The organism is Plantibacter elymi (nom. nud.), from assembly GCF_900177795.1.
GTDB lineage: Bacteria > Actinomycetota > Actinomycetes > Actinomycetales > Microbacteriaceae > Plantibacter > Plantibacter elymi.
The window spans coordinates 71,344-89,874 of sequence record NZ_FXWJ01000006.1 but is presented as its reverse complement, the minus strand read 5'-3'; the positions used below and the strand labels follow the sequence as shown (position 1 = coordinate 89,874).

Genomic DNA, 18,531 nt, shown 5'->3' with positions numbered 1-18,531 from the left:
GTCGCTTAATCCAGTATGTCGCCCGACTCCCCTGTCACCAATCGCTGGGGGCCGGAGCCTTCGTCGACGGTAGGGCGACGTCTCGCGCCCACTGCGCCTGCCACGCCGGGAGATCCGCCGGAGCCGGGCCGGTGAGCTCGACGAGCTCCGACAGTGCGACCACGCCGCCCGAGCGTTTGAGGAACCGACCCCGGACGAGGGCCTGCGTGTAGACCTCACCACCCACGACCACCCGGTGTTCGATGAACACACCCTTGTCGTCGTAGCCCGTGACCCGGGTCTCGACAGTGAAGCGCTGCCAGGGCTGCAGCGACTTCCGGAACGTGATGCTCTCGCTCGACACCACGGGGTACCAGCCCAGGTGCTTGAAGCGATCCCACAGTCCGTTCCGGATGAGGAGGTCGAACCGGCCGAGGTCGAAGATCGACAGGTACACACCGTTGTTCATGTGGCCGAGGACGTCGAGATCGGTGGGCAGCACGCGCAGCCGGATCCGACCGACGTCCCAGGTGTCGAGGCGCTCGCCGCGACGGGCTCGACGGCGGGACTGCAGGAACATCGCGATGGTGCGGAAGATGAGGTGCACGGATGCGACCGTATCCTGAGCACACGGTCGAAGTCGGATCCGTTGTCGGTCCCCGACAAACCCGGAGCGGCAGTCGTGCCCGGCGCCTCGCGCCGGGCACAACTGCCGCTAGTCGGCGGCGACGATGTTGTCGACGCCGCCGTCGGTGACCGCTGGGGCCGACGGCGTGGCGACCTTGTTGCCATTGGCCCCTTCCACGAAGGTGACGTTGTCGACGCTCGGGACGTTCACGCGCGTGATGGAGCTGTTGAGCGAGAGGTTCACGACCGCGCCCGTCACCGTCACGATGCTGTTCGAGGCTTCCACCACGACGTTCTCGCAATCACCTTCGATGGTCACGCTCGAGCTGTGGTCGACGATGGTCGCCGTGCCGTCGACGCACTCACCCGAGACGTCGGGGATCGTGTAGTCGGATCCGGCGGTGGCTTCAGCTGCGCCCGTCGACGAGGCGCTCATGGTCGGCGACTGGTCGGCGGCGGTGCACCCGGCGAGGGCGACGACGGCCAGACCTGCGAGGGCGACGAGGGTGAGTTGCTTGGACATGGACACTCCTTGAGCGATTCGAGAGGGGACGAGAGGGTCGCCGGCCCGCACGGTGATGCCGGACCGGCGACCTGTTGGTCAGCTCAGGGGACGAGGGTGAAGTCGTACCCGGACGAGCTGATGATCTTGCCGTCGATCGCCTCGGTCACCGTGCCGCCGGAGTACCGCGCCGGCAGGTAGTCCCGCGGCCAGGTGATCGTCCAAGCTCCGGTGCGCTCGTCCGCGTACACGGAGCCGAGGTCGGTGCCCCACGCCCCGGTGATCTGCACTCGTGCACCGGGATTCGCCGTGCCGGTGAACACCGGGCGCGTGCCCGAGATGGTGTCTCCGACCTTCGGCGAGGTGACGACGAGACGGGGCCGGATGATCGTGAAGTCGTAGACGTAGGTGTGCGTCGCCACACCGTCCACGAACTGCTTGACGGTCCCACCCACGTACCGGTTCGGCAGCAGGCTCTTGTTCCAGGTGATCGACCAGGCGCCGCTCGCGTCGACCTCGTCGATCTCGCCGAGCACGGCACCGGATGCGCCACGGATCACGATTCGCGATCCAGGCTGAGCCGTCCCGGTGAACACCGGGGACGCCTCGGCGACAGTCCCACCGATCGTCGGAGACGTGACGACCAACGGAGCGGTGTTCGGCGTCCCGATGGTGAAGTCGTAGACGAACGACTGCGTCGGAGCTCCGGCCACGAACTGCTCGACGGTGCCGCCGACATATCGCCCGGGCAGCAGGCTCTTGTTCCAGGTGATCGACCAGGCGCCGGTCGTGTCGACCTCGTCGACCGATCCGAGGACGCCACCCCAGAGCCCGCGGATCACGATCCTCGAACCCGGCTGCGCCGTGCCTCGGAACACCGGGGTCGTCTCACGGATCGTGTCGCCCACCTTCGGCGACTCCACCACCAGCGATGCGATCGGTGCCGGCGCGCCGGACTCGATCGTCACCGTCCACGGCTGACTCAAGCCCGAACCAGCCTGGGTCACCAGACCCTCGGCCGGACCGACCGGCGCATCGGCCTTCGCGACCAGCGTCAGGGTGACGTCTCGGTTCGAACTCGTCACCGTGCCACGGAATCCCGGCAGAGCGGCGTCCCAGGTGAACCCACCGGTCGCCGTCCCCGATGCGAAGCCCGCGGGCACCACGATCTCCGTCGCGCCGGTGGCGGTCTCGTTGAACGACACCGGAACCGCTACCGATGCACCCTGCTTCACCGTGAGCGACGGCACCGTCACCGACGGCGCGACCGGCGGAGCGACGATGTTCGCCGAGAAGTCGGTGAGCTTGATCCGACTCGCGGACCAGTACACCCCGCCACCCGTCGTCGTCCCGATCGGGGCATCGTCGGCCGCGGCCAAGATGAGCTGCAGCGACCGGATCCCCGCGGGGAGGATGCCCGTCGCACCCGCGGGAGTCACCTCGAACGCCAGGTGCCCGACCCCGGCCACCGTCGTGAACGGCGGGTGTTCGATGTCGACCCGCTGTCCCGCCGCATCGGCACTGAAGGTCACCTCGACCTGGACGAACTGGCCCGGAGACAGCGAGGGTGTCTCGATCGACGCGGTCGGCGTGGCATCGGGCACCTGGAGAGAGGACGGATTCCCGTGCGAGGACAGGACCATTGGTCCGCTCATACGGTCACTGGTGAGCGAGGGCTCCGGAGGGGCGGCAGCGTTGGCGGCAGCGGGGCCAGAGATGATACTCGCTGCCGCGATCGCCAGTAAGCCGAGGGTGGTGAGGGGTTTCGTGAGCTTCATAGGGAGGAAGCAGCCTTTCGTGTTGCGAACGATCGCCTGGCGTGGCGACGAGGCCGATGGGCCGCGCGACCGGAGCCCGAGCTCGACCAAGCTAACAGATATTCCAGTCGACCACATTTGAGATGGGCATAAGAATTGAACAGGAGGAACTGGGCGTCCACATCCGCGCGAGTCTCCTGGGGCAGCTCAGCGAGCGAGGGTGAAGTCGTATCCGGTCGAGCTGATGAGCGTTCCGCCGACGGTCTCGGTGACCACCCCGCCGGCGTACCGCGCCGGCTGGTAGTCCCGAGGCCAGGTGATCGTCCATTCGCCGGTACGCGGGTGAGCGACCGCCGAGCCGAGGTCGGTCCCCCACGCGCCGGTGATCCGCACCGTCGCGCCGGGGTTCGCCGTTCCCGAGAACACCGGACGGGTGCCAACGAGTGTGTCACCGATCCTCGGGGAGCTGACGACGAGGCGCGGCTGCACGATCGTGAAGTCGTAGACGAAGGTGTGTGTCACGGCGCCGTTCACGGACTGCCGGACCGTACCGCCGTCATACTGGCTGGGGAGCAGCGTCTTGTTCCAGGTGATCGACCACGCACCGCTCGCGTCGACCCGGTCGACGGCCCCGAGGACATCGCCCCACGCACCACGGATCTCGATGCGCGAACCCGGCTCGCCGGTCCCTCGGAACACGGGGGTCGTCTCAGTGATCGTCTCGCCACGCCTCGGCGACTCGACCACCAGGGGGGCGATCGGCTCATCCGGTGCCCGGACGATGTTCGCCGTGAAGTCGGCGATCGTGATACGGGAGGGACCGTAGGTGACCTTGCCGCCGATGGCCGCGCCGATGGGAGCGTCGTCGTTGGCCCGCAGCGTGAACCTCACGGTGGTCGTGCCGACCGGCAGGGTTCCTCCGATGCCCAGCGAGTCGAGCGTGAAGGCCGGGTGGTCGACCGCGGTGATCCGCGTGTTCGCCGGGTGGTAGACGTCGATCCGCTGACCACCGGCATCGGCGTTGAACGTCGCCTCCACCTCCACGGACTGACCAGGGGCGAGCGTCGGCGTGGGGATCGAGGCGCCGGGCGCGAGCGGCGCCGGGACCGTGAAGTCGAAACGCACCTGGACATCCGACCCGGTTCCGCTCTGGGTCGCGGTTCCCGTGTAGCGGCCGGGCTCGAGCTGGATCGACGGAACCGACCAGGACGTCGAGTCCAGGGGGATGCTGGTGCTCGCGAGCAGGGCCTGCGCGTCGGTGCGGATCGAGACGGACGATCCGGGCTGCCCGATACCGCTGAACGTGGGGGTCGGTGTGTCCACCGTGGCGCCGATCGCCGGGGTCCGCAGTTCGAACGGCTCGATCGGGGCCAGCTGCGACTCAACGACGACATCGGTGAGCGCGTCCATCGTGAGCTCGACGAAGGCATCGGTGTCGGTCCCGCCCAAGGAGTACGGATTCGACACCGGGTACAGGGCGTAGCCCGCCACCCACTTGTTCGAGACGTACCGCCACTCGAAGTCCTGCGATGGGGACCCCGTGCACGTCCGGGCTGCGACGAGCGCGCGGGAGCCGTCGCCCGCGGGCGTCAGGCAGAGCGTCGAGGAGGTTCCCGTGCCGGTGATCGGCCCGGCCGCACCGACGGCAGGGAGGGAATACGTTCCCGCGAGCGACGCTGCTCCGCCCACCGAGGACGAGTACAGCCGCTGGACGTTGCGACCCGACTCCGGCGCGGAGAGCCCGACGTACGCCGACGATCCGCTGGAACGGTTCTGCAGGACGAGCTTGCCGATCACCCTCGACGTGCCTGCCGAAGGGGCCACGGCGTCCGGCGCGACGGGGACGTCCCCGGTGCCGAACGCGTCACCGGGTCCGTCGTCGTGCTCCTGCGGATCCGCGATGGACCCGACAGGCGGAGCGGCGGACGCCGGAACCGGGAGTCCCACCGCGGTGAGCAGGATGGTCGCAGCGGCCAGGGCCGAGAGCGTGGATCGTAGGAGCAGGGAGCGCGGAGCACGGATCAGAGCAGTCACGAGGACCGAGGCTACTCATCTGGAATATCGCCGTGGGGACTGCCGCCGAATCTGTGGAGAACTCGCCCCTCAGTCGGTCGGCACGTGCCGCTCGTCCGGCCCGACGTACTCGGACAGCGGACGGATGAGCGCGTTCGACGCGAGCTGCTCGGCGATGTGCGCCGTCCATCCGACGATCCGAGCGGCGACGAACAGCGGCGTGAACGTGACCGTGTCGAACCCGATCAGGTTGTACGCCGGGCCCGAGGGGTAGTCGAGGTTCGGCTTGATGTTCTTCCGTGCGACCATGTCCGCTTCGAGCGTCGTGTACAGCTCGAGGATCTCGGGCTTGCCGTAGTGCTCGGCGAGCCGCTCCAACGCCTTCAGCATCGTCGGCACGCGCGAGTCGCCGTTCTTGTAGACCCGGTGTCCGAAGCCCATGATCTTGCGCTTCTCGGCGAGCGCCGCGTCGAGCCACGCGCTGGCCTGGTCAGCCGTCCCGATCTCGTCGAAGACGTGCATGACGGCTTCGTTCGCCCCACCGTGCAGGGCGCCCTTGAGCGCGCCGATCGCGCCGGTGACCGCCGAGTACAGGTCGCTGAGGGTCGAGGTGATGACCCGGGCGGTGAAGGTCGACGCATTGAAGGAGTGCTCCGCGTAAAGGATCATCGAGACGTCGAACGCGTCGACGACGACCGGATCGGCTTCTTCACCGAAGGTCATGAAGAGGAAGTTGGCGCTGTAGCCGAGGTCGTCGCGCGGCGGGACGAGCTCGAGGCCGTGGCGGCGGCGCTGGTCGTAGGCGACGATCGCCGGCAGCTTCGCGTACAGGCTCGCGGCCTTGACCGCGTTGGCCTCGGGGGTGTTGGTCTCGGCGGTCGGGTCGTTCGCGCCGATCACGCTGACGGCCGTGCGGAGGGCGTCCATCGGGTGACTCTCGGTCGGGAGGAGGTCGATGGCCGCCTTGACGTTGTCGTCGAGCGCGCGCTGGCCTCGCTCCGACGCCGTGAACGCAGCGAGTTCGGCGTCCGTGGGCAGTTCGCCGTTCCAGAGCAGGTACGCGACCTGCTCGAAGCTGCAGTGCTCGGCGAGCTCCTGGACCGGATACCCGCGGTAGAGCAGGGAGTTCGTCTCCGGGTTCACCTTCGAGACGCTCGTCACGTCGACGACGACGCCGGCGAGACCCTTCTTGATGTCGCTGGTCGCTTCGGTCATGCGTTGCTCCTTTGCGTACTGCCTGCGCGCGTCCTGCGCGCGTCGGTCGAGCTTGGCACCCGGCTGGCCCCTCGACAAGCTCGGGGAGCGGAGACCCAGGTGGTGTTCACCGGTGAGGGACGCCTACCGGTCGATGGTGAAGTTGAAGACCGAGATGTCGAAGCGGTTGTAGCCCTCGTAGTCGATCAGTTCGTAGAGGTCGGCACGGTGCTGCATCTCACCGAGCTTGCTCGTGAGCGAGCCCTCGTCGTTCAGCGTGTCGAGCGCGCGACCTGCGGCGCCCATCGCGATGCGGAGGAGCGACACCGGCCAGATGACGATGTTCACGCCCACATCGGCGAGTTGCTGACTCGTGAACAGCTCGCTCTTGCCGAACTCCGTCATGTTGGCGAGGATCGGCACGTCCACCGCGTCGCGGACGGCGGCGAACTCCTCGAGCGACCGCATCGCCTCGGGGAAGATCGCGTCGGCTCCGGCGTCGACGAGTTGCTTGGCCCGGTCGATCGCGGCGTCGAGCCCGTCGACGGCGGCGATGTCGGTGCGCGCCATGATGAGCAGGTTCGGGTCTCGCCGGGCGTCCACGGCGGCACGGATCCGGCCGAGCGCGGTGGAGGTGTCGACGACCTGCTTGCCGTCGAGGTGGCCGCAGCGCTTCGGGTTGACCTGGTCCTCGATGTGGAGCCCGGCGAGCCCGGCGTCCTCGATCTCCTGGACGGTGCGCGCGACGTTCATCGGCTCCCCGAAGCCGGTGTCGGCGTCGACGATCGCGGGCAGCTCGGTCATCCGGGCGATCTGTTTGGCGCGACCGGCGACCTCGGTGAGGGTCGTCAGTCCGATGTCGGGCAGCCCGAGGTCGGCGGAGAGCACCGCGCCGGAGATGTAGACGCCGTCGAAGCCCTTCTGCTCGATGAGCCTCGCCGAGAGCGGGTTGAACGCGCCCGGGAAGCGCAGCAGCTCACCGGTGGCGAGTCGCTCGCGGAACAGCCGGCGCTTCTCGGCCGGCGTGGTCTCGCTGTACAGCATCAGCACAGTCCCTTCTGGAGGTCGGCCGGCATCAGAACAGGCCGGTCGGGTGGGGTGCCGAGGCGAGGACCCCGGAGGCGGCCTGGATGCTCAGCTGCCTGACCTCGTCGGCGTCGAGCTCCGGGAGGCGTTCGGCGAGCGCGAGGAAACGCTCGATCTCCTCCGGGTCGAGGACGTCGGCGGCGAGCGTGCGGAACTTGTGGACGTAGTCGGCGCGCGCGAACGGACGGGCGCCGAGCGGGTGGGCGTCGGCGACGGCGATCTCGTCGACGATGGTCGACCCGTCCGTGAGCGTGATCTCGATGCGGCCACCGAACGCCTGTTCGGCCGGGTCGAGCGAGTGGTAGCGGCGCGTCCACTCAGCGTCCTCCGCCGTCGAGATCCGGTGCCACAGCTCGACGGTGTCGGCGCGGGTGGCGCGTTCGGGACGGTAGGAGTCGACGTGGTGCCACGCGCCGTCCTGCAACGCCACCGCGACGATGTAGGGGATGGAGTGGTCGAGCGTCTCGCGCGACGCCGTCGGATCGTACTTCTGCGGGTCGTTCGCGCCGGAGCCGATGACGTAGTGCGTGTGGTGCGAGGTGTGGAGGACGATCCGGTCCACCTGCGGTCCCTGCCCTTCGACAAGCTCAGGATCCGCGTGTCGAGGGGCGAAGAGGTCCGGGTGCTCGTGGTGCAGCTTGCGGGCGAGGTCGATCCACGCCTGCGCCTGGTACTCGGCCGAGTGCTCCTTCGTGAAGGAGTCGAGGATCGCGAGCTTCGGCTCACCGGCGCCGGGCAACGGGACGTCGTAGGAGGCGTCGGGGCCGTCGAGCAGCCAGGCGACCACGCCGTCCTCGCCCTCGTAGATGGGTGACGGGCTGGTCTCGCCGCGCATCGCCCGGTCGACGGCCTCGACCGCCATCTTGCCGGCGAACGCGGGAGCGTGCGCCTTCCAGGTGGAGATCTCGCCCTTGCGCGACTGGCGGGTGGCCGTCGTGGTGTGGAGTGCCTGGCCGATCGCCTGGTGGATGGTGGCCTGATCGAGTCCGAGCATCGTGCCGATCCCGGCCGCGGCGCTCGGGCCGAGGTGTGCGACATGGTCGATCTTGTGTCGGTGCAGGCTGATCGCCTTCGCGAGGTCGATCTGGATCTCGTAGCCGGTCGCGATCCCGCGGACGAGGTCGGCGCCCGTGCAGCCGACGTGCTGGGCCACCGCGACGATGGGCGGGATGTTGTCGCCCGGGTGCGAGTACTCGGCGGCGAGGAAGGTGTCGTGGAAGTCGAGCTCACGCACGGCGACGCCGTTGGCCCAGGCGGCCCATTCCGGGGAGACGCGGCGGGCGAGGTCGGGCCCGAACACCGTGGCACCGTCGCCGCCGGTGCTGACGGGGTGGCTGAGCGCCTGGGCGCGAGCCGAGGAGACGGGTCGGCGCGTGAGCGAGGCGGCTGCGACGGCGGCGTTGTCGATCACCCGGTTGATGATCATGTCGACGACCTCGGGCGTCACCTCCACCGGATCGGTCGCGACGCGGGCGAGCTGCCAGGCGAGCTGTCCTTCGCGGGCGAGGTTCTCGTCACTGCGGTGGACGCGCAGGTGGTGCTGGATCACGGGTGTTCCTTTCGGGTGCGGCCCGTCCGAGTGTGCTGCGGGGCGTCGCATCCTCCAGCCTACGCCCGCGGGTCCGTCGCGCCGCAGCACGAGAACCGCCCGGGAACAGGACATTTCGCGCTGAACGGTCCTGCTGTCGCGCCGTTCTCCCGGCGCCGTGGAATACCAGTCTCGTTCTCCGCATCCACCCAGCCCGCGTACACCGCGCATACGGCGGCCACGGCCAGAGTGACACCCGTACCGATGATCCGAAGGAGACGACCATGCCGAACCACACCCCTGGGGCACCACGGACCCCGCTCCTGTTCGGCGACGTCGTCCGAGCCGAGGCGCTCCACTACACCGAGCTGTTCGCGGAGAAGCCGTTCGTGCCGGCCCTGCTGCTCTATTGCTCGAACGGTGCGTACCGCATCCTGTCGCCGGGCGAGGACCACCCCGGCAGTTACGTCGCCGAGGGGCCACTGTCCGCGGAGCGGGTGCGCGTGAACTTCATCTCGTGGCCGTCCGAGGACTGGAACCGGAACGTCGCCTTCCACGTGCTCGACTTCGACCGGACGACCGGAGGGTTCACCCAGCGGCTGCGACTCCCGGGCGATCCCGAGCCGAAGCACCAGGCCGGCCGCCACACCGAGGTCACCGACCTCGGTGACTGGGACACGGACACGACGTGGGAGACGGCCGAGCCGCTCCTCCACGAGACCTTCGAGGCACTCGCCCGCGGCTGACGGAGCGAACGGATGGCCGAACGAGCGAGCGGTTGGCCGTCACCGGACGGGACGAAGCACCGTGTGCGGACGGTCGCCGACGGTCGGGTCAGGCGGCGAGCAGCTGCGGGTCGGCCGCGGGGCGCAGCGGGGTGATCGTCGCGTCGGCGAGCGCGTCTTCGGCGACGGGCAGCTCGACGACGATCGGAGCCGCCGCGGTCTCGAAGCGGTCGGCGATGTCGAACATGAGCGCGTCGAGGCGGGTGCGGAGCGCGTCGGCGATGGTCACCACCACCTCGGAGGAGGCGTCCTTCCGGCCGCGTTCGATCTCCGACAGGTAGGGCGTCGAGACGGCTGCGGCGGTCGCGACGTCCTGCAGGGTGCGCCCCTGTTCGAGTCGACGCGTGCGCAGGGCCGCGCCGAGGGCTTCGCGGTACAACATGGCGACTCCTTCCGGCTGCGGGCGCGGGCTCCGTGACCGCGTGCTCTCACTGTAGGCGCGGGTCGGCCAGGCTCGGGGAGCCCACGTTCTGCCGTCAGCGGACAGGGCGGGCCGTCCGCTACAGGAAGATGTCGGGGTAGAGCTCCGACTCGTCGACGCCCGGTGAGTACTTCGCGAGGTCGGTGACCCCGGCCTCGGCGAGGACGTCCTCCACGATGAGCGACCGGCCCGTGAGCTCACGCGCCGACGCCGTCAGGACCTCGTAGGCCGCGTCGGCGTAGATCTCCGGGGTGCGACTCTTCGCCAGGAGGGCCTCGCCGCCGAGGATGTTGCCGACCGCCGCCGTCTTGATCGTCGTCTTCGGCCAGAGCGTGTTCGCGGCGATGCCGTCGCGTCCGAACTCGGCCGCGAGACCGAGCGTCACCATCGACATGCCGTACTTCGCGAGCGTGTAGCCGGTGTGCGCGCCGAGCCACTTCGGGTCGAGGTTGAGCGGCGGTGACAGCGACAGGATGTGCGGGTTCTCCGCGTCCTTCAGCATGGGGATGGCCGCCCGCGACAGCATGAACGTGCCCCGCACGTTCACGTCCTGCATGAGGTCGTACCGCTTCGCATCGAGGTCGAGGGTGCGCGCGAGGCTGATGACGCTCGCGTTGTTGACGACGATGTCGATGCCGCCGAACTCACCGGCCGTCTCGAACACAGCCCGGGTGATGTCGTCGTCGTTCCGGACGTCGCCGAGGATCGGGAGCGCCTGCCCACCGGCCTCGCGGATCGCGTCCGCTGCGGTGTGGATCGTCCCCTCGAGGCGGGGATCGGGGGTGTCGGTCTTGGCGAGGATCGCGACGTTCGCGCCGTCGCGGGCCGCACGCAGGGCTATCGCGAGGCCGATGCCGCGGCTGCCGCCCGACATGAGGATGATCTTACCGGCGAGGGTGGTCATGCGGTGGGCTCCTTCGGAGTGGTGGTCGACGCGGCGGCGCGCTTCGCCGACGCGGAGGCGAACGCCGCGACGCGTGTGACCGACTCGGGCGTCTCGATCGCCGCGCCGATCGTGCGGGCTTCGTCGTCGAGGGCGTCCTGGTAGCCGCGACCGACGCTCTCGCGCAGGAGCCGCCTCGCCTGACCGAACGCGGCCGTGGCTCCGGCCAACCAGAACGTGGCCACCTCGCGGGCGCGGGCGTCGAGCTGCTCGGCGGGGACCACCTCGGTCACGAGCCCCCAGTCGAGTGCCTCCTCGGCGCTCAGCATCCGCGGCCCGAGGGTGAGCTCGAGCGCCCGACGCATGCCGACCGCCTCGGGCAGCAGGGTGCTCACGCCGCAGTCGGGCGTGAGACCGATGTCGGCGTACTTGCTCACGAACTTCGCCCGATCGGACGCGATGATCACGTCGGCGACGAGCATGAAGCCCAGGCCGCCGCCCGCGACAGCCCCTTGGACGGCGGCGACGATCGGCTTCGCGACCGACTGCAGCGTCCGGTGGCCCTCGTGGATGATGTCGGCGAGCTCGGTGACGAAGGCGCCCGTCGATCCTGCGCTGCCGTCACCCATCCGCGACATCGCGAGGACGTCGCCGCCTGCGCAGAACGCCGGTCCGTTGGCGTCGAACAGGACCGCCCGGACGTCGTCGCGCTCCGCGATCTCGAGGGCGAGGTCGCGCCACCGTCTGGCCGCTCGGTCGTCGATCGCGTTGAGGCTCGCGGGCCGGTTGAGCGTGAGGTGCGCGAGGCCGTCGCTCACCTCGAAGAGGATGGTGTCGTGGCTGGTCACGTGGTGCTCCCATGGTCGGTGGTGGTTCCGTGCGGGCACGTGCCCGCACTCGTGGCACTGCGTGCCCGGTGCGCCGGCACGTGCCGCGGCAGAGCGATCCCGCTCACTTCGGCGCCATCCGGATCGCGCCGTCGAGGCGGATCGTCTCACCGTTGAGGTAACCGTTCTCGACGATGTGCAGCGCGAGCGCAGCGTACTCGTCGGGCCGGCCCAGGCGGGCCGGGTACGGCACCTGGTGGCCGAGCGACTCCTGGGCGGCTTCGGGCAGCCCGGCGAGCATGGGCGTCTCCATGATGCCGGGCGCGATCGTCACGACCCGGATCCCGAAACGCGCCAGCTCGCGGGCGATCGGCAGCGTCATCGAGTGCACCGCGCCCTTGGACGCGGCGTAGGCGGGCTGGCCGATCTGTCCGTCGAAGGCGGCGACGGACGCGGTGTTGATGATGACGCCGCGGTCCCCGGCGCCGTCGGCGGGGTCGCCGTCCGGATCGTTGTGCTGCATCGCGTCGGCAGTCAGCCGGATGACGTTGAAGGTGCCGAGGACGTTGACGCGCAGGACGCGTTCGAAGGCGTCGAGGTCCGCCGGGCCGTCGCGGCCGAGCACCTTCGCCGGTGGTGCGATGCCGGCGCAGTTCACGACGACCCGCAGCGGTCCACGCGACACCGCCGCTTCGACCGCCGCCTGCACCTGCTCGCCGTCGGTGACGTCGGCTGGCACGAAGGTCGCGAACCCGCCGAGCTCCTCGGCCCGCTCCGCCCCTGGTGAACCGGGGAGGTCGACGAGCACGACGCGCGCGCCGGCGCCGGCCAGCCGCGTCGCGGTCGCGAATCCGAGCCCCGAGGCGCCGCCGGTGACGATCGCCGAGCTGCCGGTCACATCCATGTCGTGGTTCCCTTCACGTGGTGGGCGCCCATCAGAGGCGCTCGATGATCGTCGCGTTGGCCATGCCGCCGCCCTCGCACATCGTCTGCAGACCGTAGCGGCCGCCGGTCGCCTCGAGCTGGCCGAGGAGGGTGGCGAGGAGCTTCGTCCCGGAGGCGCCGAGCGGGTGCCCGAGGGCGATCGCCCCGCCACGCGGGTTGAGCCGGTCGTCGTCCACCCCGAACTCGCGTTGCCACGCGAGCGGGACGGACGCGAACGCCTCGTTGACCTCGAACGCGTCGATGTCGTCGACGTCGAGCCCGCTGCGCTCCAGGATGCGGCGGGTGGCGGGGAGGATGCCGGTGAGCATCTCGATCGGGTCGCTCCCGACCGCGGCGAAGGAGACGAAGCGCGCGCGCGGCGTGAGCCCCAGCTCGAGCGCCCGGACCTCGCTCATGATGAGCGCGGCCGAAGCGCCGTCGGTGAGCGGTGAGGCGTTCCCCGGGGTGATCCGCCAGGCGATCTCGGGGAAGCGCGCCGCGAGCCGCTCGTCGCGGAAGACGGCGGGGAGTCCGGCGAGCGCCTCGGGGGTCGTCCCGGCGCGGACCGTCTCGTCGGTCGTGACGACGGAGCCGTCGGGGAGGGTGACGGCGACGACCTCGCCGTCGAACCCGCCGGACGCCCAGGTCGCGGCGGCGCGCTCGTGGGAGCGGGCGGCGAAGGCGTCGAGCTCGTCGCGGCTGAGGTTCCAACGGGCGGCGATGAGTTCGGCGGAGACACCCTGGCCGACGAGGCCCTCGGGGAAGCGGGCTCGGAGGGCGGAGCCGAAGGGGTCTGCCCCCTGCACGTTGGACCCCATCGGCGCTCGACTCATCGACTCGACACCGCAGGCGATGACGACGTCGTTGCCGGCCGACATGACGCTCTGCGCGGCGAAGGTGGTGGCCTGCTGGCTGGAGCCGCACTGCCGGTCGATGGTGGTACCGGGCGTCTCCTGCGGGAGGCCTGCGGCGAGCGCCGCGTTCCGCGCGATGTTCTGCCCCTGCTCGCCGGACTGGGTGACGCAGCCGGCGTACACGTCCTCGACGACAGCGGGATCGATGCCGGTCCGCTCCACGAGCGCACGGATCGTGCCGGCGAGGAGGTCCGTCGGGTGCACGGCGTTCAGCGCACCGCCCGGTTTACCCCGGCCGGACGGAGTCCGGATAGCGTCGACGATCACCGCAGTGCGCATAGCCATCTCCTTCGAGGTCTGCGTCCACCCTAGGCCTGGCGTGCTCGCGGACGGCGGCGGTTGTGGCCCTTCGACAAGTGCAGGGACGGGAACGTCCGTGTCCGCTGGACCGGCCCGACGATCCGCGGTCGGCGCCACGTACGATTGAGCGGTGGCCGACCCGAAGATCCTCCTGTACTACGCGTTCGCTCCCCTCGCGGACCCGGAGGCGATCCGGCTGTGGCAGCGCGACCTCTGCGAGTCACTCGGTCTCCGTGGCCGCATCCTGATCTCGAAGGACGGCATCAACGGCACCGTCGGCGGCGAGCTCGACGCCTGCAAGCTCTACGTCCGGAAGACGAAGGAGCACCCCGCGTTCCGCGACCTCGACGTGAAGTGGAGCGACGGCTCGGGCTTCGACGACGACGACCCCGTGCGCACGGCCAGGCACCGACCCGCGCCCTGGCGTCGGAGCAGTGACTTCCCGAAGCTCAGCGTGAAGGTGCGCGAGGAGATCGTCTCCTTCGGCGCCCCCGGTGAGCTCGTGGTGGACGAGCACGGTGTCACCGGCGGCGGGGTGCACCTGCAGCCGACGGAACTGCACGAGCTCGTCGCGGAGCGTGGCGACGACGTCGTGTTCTTCGACGGTCGGAACGCGTTCGAGGCCGAGATCGGGCGGTTCGCCGGCGCGGTCGTCCCCGATGTCGCGACCACCCGTGACTTCGTCGCCGAGCTCGACAGCGGCAAGTACGACCACCTCAAGGACAAGCCGGTCGTCACCTACTGCACGGGCGGCATCCGCTGCGAGGTGCTCTCAGGACTCATGCGTTCTCGCGGCTTCGGCGAGGTGTACCAGCTCGACGGCGGCATCGTCCGGTACGGCGAGCAATTCGGCGACGACGGCCTGTGGGAGGGATCCCTGTACGTGTTCGACAAGCGGGGCTCGCTCGAGTTCAGTGATCACGCGGCCGTCATCGGGCACTGTGTCGTCTGCGACGCGTCGACGAAGCACCTGCAGAACTGCGCCGACCCCTCCTGCAAGACGCAGTTGGTCGTGTGCGAGGCGCACGCGGACGGGCCCGACGGCGGCCCGCGATGCGCCGTGCACACCGGGGCCGACGTCTCCACCGATGCTCGCGCCGGCCAGCCCGCCTGAGCCGCCACCGTCATGACCGCCCACTTCCGCCTCCGCACCGAGCTCTCCGGGACGATGCAGCAGGCCTTCGACCTCTCGCGGTCGATCGACGCCCACCTCGGATCGATGGCCGACACCGGTGAACAGGCAGTCGGCGGCGTGACCTCCGGCCTCATCGGTCTCGGTGAGACCGTCACCTGGCGGGCGAAGCACTTCGGTGTGCCGTGGACGATGACGAGTCGGATCACCGCGTTCGAGGAACCCCACCGGTTCACCGACGAGCAGGTGTCCGGTCCGTTCCGGACATTCCGCCACGTCCACCTCTTCGAACCACTCGAGCGCCCGATGGGGACGGCGCGGACCATCATGCTCGACGACGTCACGTTCGCAGCGCCGTTCGGTCCGCTCGGCGTCGTGGCCGAACACGTCGCGCTCACCCGGCACCTGCGACGGCTCATCGAGTCGCGGAACCGGTGGCTGGCTGCTGCACTTCGACAAGCTCAGTGACCGGAGGGTGGGGCTCAGTGACCGGAGGGTGCGGCCCAGTGACCGGAGGGTGCGGCCCAGTGCCGAACGGACGATTCGGTCCCTGAGCCTGTCGAAGGGCGGATACCTCGACATCGAGACAACCCGACACTCGTCGTGCCACGCCCTGACCGCGCACATGCGCCCCTGCCAAGATGGAGCCATGGGTGCTCGCACGAAGTCGAAACTGGCCATCATCGGGGCGGGGAGCGTCGGTTCATCCCTCGCCTACGCCTCGCTCATCCGCGGCAGCGCCCGGCGGGTGGCGCTCTACGACATCGACGGCAAGCGCGCCTCGGCCGAGGTCCTCGACCTCGCCCACGGGACGCAGTTCACCGGTTCGAGCAGCATCACGGGCGGTGACGACATCTCGGTCGTGGCCGATGCGGACGTCGTCGTGATCACGGCCGGCGCGAAGCAGGAGCCCGGCCAGACCCGACTCGACCTCGCTGGAACGAACATCCGCATCCTCGAGCAGCTGCTCCCGAAACTCGTCGAGCAGGCGCCGGACGCCGTCTACATGCTCGTCACGAACCCGTGCGACGTCCTCACCGTCGCGGCCCAGCAGATCACGGGGCTGCCGCGCGAACGCGTCTTCTCCTCCGGCACCGTCCTCGACACCTCCCGGCTGCGCTGGTTGCTGGCCGAGCGTGCGGGTGTCGCGACCTCGGCGGTGCACGCGCTCATCGTCGGCGAGCACGGCGACAGCGAACTGCCGCTGTGGTCGCAGGCGACCATCGGCCCCGTCCCGATCCTCGACTGGGAGCTGCCCGACGGCTCGCGCTTCACGGAGCAGCAGCTCGACGAGATCGCGACCGACGTCCGAACGGCCGCCTATCGCGTCATCGAGGGCAAGGGCGCGACGAACTACGCGATCGGGCTCTCCGGTGCACGGATCGTCGAGGCCATCCTCGGCGACGAGCACGCGATCCTGCCGGTGAGCACCGTGCTCGACGGATATCACGGCGTCAGCGGGGTCGCCCTGTCGGTGCCGAGCATCGTCGACCGCTCGGGCGTCCGCTCGGTGGTCGAGGTCGCGATGTCGCCCCGCGAGGAACAGCAGTTCGCCGACTCGGCCGCTGCGGTCCGCGCGTCGCTCGACTCCCTCGGGCTGTAGCGCAGGCCTCCCTGACCCTTCCCCTCCCCCGTTCCCCAACTCAGGATCGCCCCGGTGCGTCGGGGTCATCGCCCGGCGTGTCACCGCGACACGCCAGGCGCACTCCTGAGTTGGGGCGGTTCGGCAGCGATGTCCGGAGTTGCCGGGATCTCCCCCGAGCGGCCGATGCGCAACCGGCGTCGGCCCCGATAGCGTTGCAGGACGAGGCGCGGATCCGGCCGCGCCCCTGGGGAGGCACCGGATGACCGCTGGCGTGACGATCGAGTTCGATGGACTCTCGAAATCCTTCGGGGCGGTGCAGGCGGTCGACGACCTGACGTTCCACGTGGAACCGGGCAAGGTCACCGGTTTCCTCGGCCCGAACGGCGCCGGGAAGACGACGACCCTGCGCATGCTGCTCGGCCTCGTGCAACCGACGTCGGGGAGGGCGACCTTCGGCGGTGTCCCCTACGCCAAGCTGCCGGTTCCTGCCGCGACCGTCGGGGCTGCACTGGAGGCGGCGAGCTTCGTCCCCGGCCGCACCGCCCGGAACCACCTGCGCGTGCACGCCTCCGCAGCGCGTCTGCCGGCGAGCCGGGTCGACGTCGTGCTCGCGCAGGTCGGGCTGCTCGAGGTCGCGGACCGACGCGTCGCCGGATACTCACTCGGCATGCGACAACGGCTCGGCCTCGCGACCGCCCTCCTCGGCGACCCCGGCGTGCTCGTCCTCGACGAACCGATCAACGGGCTCGACCCCGAGGGGATCAAGTGGATCCGCGGCTTCCTCACCGCGCTCGCGGCCGAGGGCCGGACCGTCCTCATCAGCTCGCACCTGCTCAGCGAGGTGCAGCAGTCCGTCGACGAGGTCGTGATCATCGCGAAGGGGCGGCTCGCGCACGTGGGCACGCTCGCGAGCCTCGACGCCGCCGACACCCTGCGCGTCGTCGTGAACTCCCCTGAGCACGAGCGGCTCGCCACGGCGCTGACCGCCGCGGGGTACACCTTCGACCAGGCCCGTGCAGGGCTCGTCGTGCACGATGTGGAGGCGATCGACATCGGCCGGGTCGCGCTCGCCGCCGGCATTCCGCTCAGTGCGTTGTCGCGGCATCGATCAGGGCTCGAGGATTCGTTCCTCGCGCTCGTCAGCGGTGGGGAGGACCACGCATGACCTCACTTCTGGCAGCCATCCGCTCCGAGTTCCTCAAGGTGTTCACCACCCGCGTGTGGTGGGGACTCGCGCTCATCCTGTTCGTGTACGTCGGTTTCGCCGCGGCCGGGGCGGCACTCCTCTTCGCCAACATCCCGGGCGCCGCCGAGTCCAGCGGTGCCGGGGCGCAGGCCACGAGCGAGATGCTCACCCAACCCGGTCTCATCTACGGCTTCGCGACGAGCATCGGGTACGTCTTCCCCGTCCTGCTCGGTGCCCTCGCCACGACCGGCGAGTTCCGGCACCAGAGCCTGACGCCGACGTTCCTCGCCAACCCGAACCGCGGGCACGTCCTCGTCGGCAAGGTCCTGGCACTGACCGGGGTCGGCGCACTGTACGGCGTGATCGCGCTGGCGGCGTCCGTCGGTCTCGGCGGCGGCGCCCTGGCGATCAGCGGCATCGATCCGATGCTGACCGACCCCGACACCTGGGCGCTCATCGGCCGGGCGGTGCTCGCGATGGCCCTGTGGGGCGCGATCGGCGTCGGCCTCGGGGCGGTGCTGCCGAGCCAGGTGGGCGCGATCATCGTCGTGCTGGCCTTCACGCAGTTCGTCGAGCCGCTGCTGCGCCTCGCCTCCTCGTTCTCGGAGGTCACCGCGTCCATCGGCCGGTTCCTGCCGGGTGCTGCGACGGACGCCCTCGTCGGACCGAGCTTCTACTCGATGATGTCGGCTCAGCAGGACGCGCTGACGTGGTGGCAGGGCGGACTCGTCCTCCTCGGCATCGGGGTCGTCGTCGCGCTCATCGGCTACGCCACGACCTGGCGCCGCGACGTCACCTAGGCACGGTGCCTGCGCTGGCTCGAGCCAGGCAGTCCCTCGCTGGGGAGGCGTAGGCTCGACGGACAGCCGCCGACCGGTCGACGCACCG

The 18,531-nt window shown here is 70.0% G+C and carries 18 protein-coding genes; 6 read left to right on the top strand and 12 right to left on the bottom strand.

The features are described from left to right. Positions 1–34 precede the first annotated feature (34 nt). The 7 genes from CCK91_RS18025 to CCK91_RS17990 form a co-directional block, all read right to left on the bottom strand. The gene (locus tag CCK91_RS18025; RefSeq protein WP_242664609.1) at positions 35–586 is read right to left on the bottom strand and encodes an acyl-CoA thioesterase; all 552 of its coding nucleotides are present in this window, start codon (positions 584–586) and stop codon (positions 35–37) included. A gap of 108 nt (positions 587–694) precedes the next feature. Next, positions 695–1,129, bottom strand: a complete 435-nt coding sequence (locus CCK91_RS18020; RefSeq protein ID WP_086475211.1) for a hypothetical protein — start codon at positions 1,127–1,129, stop codon at positions 695–697. 83 nt (positions 1,130–1,212) lie between these two features. Continuing rightward, complete coding sequence (locus tag CCK91_RS18015) at positions 1,213–2,763, bottom strand: hypothetical protein (protein ID WP_133060043.1); 1,551 nt, start codon at positions 2,761–2,763, stop codon at positions 1,213–1,215. Positions 2,764–3,072: 309 nt separating this feature from the next. Further along, on the bottom strand, positions 3,073–4,899 hold the full coding sequence (locus tag CCK91_RS18005) for a hypothetical protein (RefSeq protein ID WP_086475208.1): 1,827 nt from the start codon (positions 4,897–4,899) through the stop codon (positions 3,073–3,075). Between the two features lie 69 nt (positions 4,900–4,968). Continuing rightward, the gene (locus tag CCK91_RS18000) at positions 4,969–6,093 is read right to left on the bottom strand and encodes a bifunctional 2-methylcitrate synthase/citrate synthase (RefSeq protein WP_086475207.1); all 1,125 of its coding nucleotides are present in this window, start codon (positions 6,091–6,093) and stop codon (positions 4,969–4,971) included. A gap of 123 nt (positions 6,094–6,216) precedes the next feature. Further along, positions 6,217–7,116: a methylisocitrate lyase gene (gene prpB, locus CCK91_RS17995; protein ID WP_086475206.1), complete on the bottom strand. Its 900-nt coding sequence runs from the start codon at positions 7,114–7,116 to the stop codon at positions 6,217–6,219. 31 nt (positions 7,117–7,147) lie between these two features. Then, positions 7,148–8,758 carry an MmgE/PrpD family protein gene (locus tag CCK91_RS17990; RefSeq protein WP_086475205.1) on the bottom strand — a complete coding sequence of 537 codons (1,611 nt, stop codon included), beginning with the start codon at positions 8,756–8,758 and terminating at the stop codon, positions 7,148–7,150. Between the two features lie 212 nt (positions 8,759–8,970). On the opposite strand from CCK91_RS17990, the gene CCK91_RS17985 reads away from it, so the two are divergent. Continuing rightward, positions 8,971–9,432: a hypothetical protein gene (locus CCK91_RS17985; protein ID WP_086475204.1), complete on the top strand. Its 462-nt coding sequence runs from the start codon at positions 8,971–8,973 to the stop codon at positions 9,430–9,432. 88 nt (positions 9,433–9,520) lie between these two features. Here CCK91_RS17985 and CCK91_RS17980 read toward each other — a convergent pair whose 3' ends face one another. From CCK91_RS17980 to CCK91_RS17960, 5 genes are all read right to left on the bottom strand, one after another. Then, the gene (locus tag CCK91_RS17980) at positions 9,521–9,853 is read right to left on the bottom strand and encodes a helix-turn-helix domain-containing protein (protein WP_086475203.1); all 333 of its coding nucleotides are present in this window, start codon (positions 9,851–9,853) and stop codon (positions 9,521–9,523) included. 118 nt (positions 9,854–9,971) lie between these two features. Next, positions 9,972–10,796 (bottom strand): SDR family oxidoreductase, encoded by an 825-nt coding sequence (locus tag CCK91_RS17975; RefSeq protein WP_086475202.1) that lies wholly within the window; start codon positions 10,794–10,796, stop codon positions 9,972–9,974. Beyond that, positions 10,793–11,623 carry an enoyl-CoA hydratase/isomerase family protein gene (locus CCK91_RS17970; protein WP_086475201.1) on the bottom strand — a complete coding sequence of 277 codons (831 nt, stop codon included), beginning with the start codon at positions 11,621–11,623 and terminating at the stop codon, positions 10,793–10,795. The genes CCK91_RS17975 and CCK91_RS17970 overlap by 4 nt, the downstream gene beginning before the upstream one ends. A 103-nt stretch (positions 11,624–11,726) precedes the next feature. Next, positions 11,727–12,506: a 3-hydroxyacyl-CoA dehydrogenase gene (locus tag CCK91_RS17965; protein WP_086475200.1), complete on the bottom strand. Its 780-nt coding sequence runs from the start codon at positions 12,504–12,506 to the stop codon at positions 11,727–11,729. 31 nt (positions 12,507–12,537) lie between these two features. After that, a complete protein-coding gene (locus tag CCK91_RS17960; protein WP_086475199.1) occupies positions 12,538–13,719 on the bottom strand; it encodes a thiolase family protein in 1,182 nt (393 codons plus the stop codon). Between the two features lie 151 nt (positions 13,720–13,870). On the opposite strand from CCK91_RS17960, the gene trhO reads away from it, so the two are divergent. The 5 genes from trhO to CCK91_RS17935 all read left to right on the top strand — a co-directional run bounded on the left by trhO (position 13,871) and on the right by CCK91_RS17935 (position 18,443). Continuing rightward, positions 13,871–14,854 (top strand): oxygen-dependent tRNA uridine(34) hydroxylase TrhO, encoded by a 984-nt coding sequence (gene trhO, locus CCK91_RS17955; protein ID WP_086475198.1) that lies wholly within the window; start codon positions 13,871–13,873, stop codon positions 14,852–14,854. 12 nt (positions 14,855–14,866) lie between these two features. Next, positions 14,867–15,340, top strand: coding sequence for an SRPBCC family protein (locus CCK91_RS17950; RefSeq protein ID WP_086475197.1), 474 nt, complete (start codon positions 14,867–14,869; stop codon positions 15,338–15,340). 181 nt (positions 15,341–15,521) lie between these two features. Further along, complete coding sequence (locus CCK91_RS17945; RefSeq protein ID WP_085514293.1) at positions 15,522–16,475, top strand: L-lactate dehydrogenase; 954 nt, start codon at positions 15,522–15,524, stop codon at positions 16,473–16,475. 241 nt (positions 16,476–16,716) lie between these two features. Then, a complete protein-coding gene (locus CCK91_RS17940; RefSeq protein WP_086475196.1) occupies positions 16,717–17,622 on the top strand; it encodes an ATP-binding cassette domain-containing protein in 906 nt (301 codons plus the stop codon). After that, a complete protein-coding gene (locus CCK91_RS17935) occupies positions 17,619–18,443 on the top strand; it encodes an ABC transporter permease subunit (protein ID WP_086475195.1) in 825 nt (274 codons plus the stop codon). Before CCK91_RS17940 ends, CCK91_RS17935 begins: the two co-directional genes overlap by 4 nt. The last annotated feature ends 88 nt before the right edge of the window (positions 18,444–18,531 follow it).

Coding starts and splice junctions, on each gene's coding strand:
- CCK91_RS18020 (WP_086475211.1), bottom strand. CDS start 1,129: ATGTCCAAGCAACTCACCCTCGTCGCCCTCGCAGGTCTGGCCGTCGTC.
- CCK91_RS18015 (WP_133060043.1), bottom strand. CDS start 2,763: ATGAGCGGACCAATGGTCCTGTCCTCGCACGGGAATCCGTCCTCTCTC.
- CCK91_RS18000 (WP_086475207.1), bottom strand. CDS start 6,093: ATGACCGAAGCGACCAGCGACATCAAGAAGGGTCTCGCCGGCGTCGTC.
- prpB (WP_086475206.1), bottom strand. CDS start 7,116: ATGCTGTACAGCGAGACCACGCCGGCCGAGAAGCGCCGGCTGTTCCGC.
- CCK91_RS17990 (WP_086475205.1), bottom strand. CDS start 8,758: ATGCGACGCCCCGCAGCACACTCGGACGGGCCGCACCCGAAAGGAACA.
- CCK91_RS17985 (WP_086475204.1), top strand. CDS start 8,971: ATGCCGAACCACACCCCTGGGGCACCACGGACCCCGCTCCTGTTCGGC.
- CCK91_RS17980 (WP_086475203.1), bottom strand. CDS start 9,853: ATGTTGTACCGCGAAGCCCTCGGCGCGGCCCTGCGCACGCGTCGACTC.
- CCK91_RS17975 (WP_086475202.1), bottom strand. CDS start 10,796: ATGACCACCCTCGCCGGTAAGATCATCCTCATGTCGGGCGGCAGCCGC.
- CCK91_RS17965 (WP_086475200.1), bottom strand. CDS start 12,506: ATGGATGTGACCGGCAGCTCGGCGATCGTCACCGGCGGCGCCTCGGGG.
- CCK91_RS17960 (WP_086475199.1), bottom strand. CDS start 13,719: ATGCGCACTGCGGTGATCGTCGACGCTATCCGGACTCCGTCCGGCCGG.
- CCK91_RS17950 (WP_086475197.1), top strand. CDS start 14,867: ATGACCGCCCACTTCCGCCTCCGCACCGAGCTCTCCGGGACGATGCAG.
- CCK91_RS17945 (WP_085514293.1), top strand. CDS start 15,522: ATGGGTGCTCGCACGAAGTCGAAACTGGCCATCATCGGGGCGGGGAGC.
- CCK91_RS17940 (WP_086475196.1), top strand. CDS start 16,717: ATGACCGCTGGCGTGACGATCGAGTTCGATGGACTCTCGAAATCCTTC.
- CCK91_RS17935 (WP_086475195.1), top strand. CDS start 17,619: ATGACCTCACTTCTGGCAGCCATCCGCTCCGAGTTCCTCAAGGTGTTC.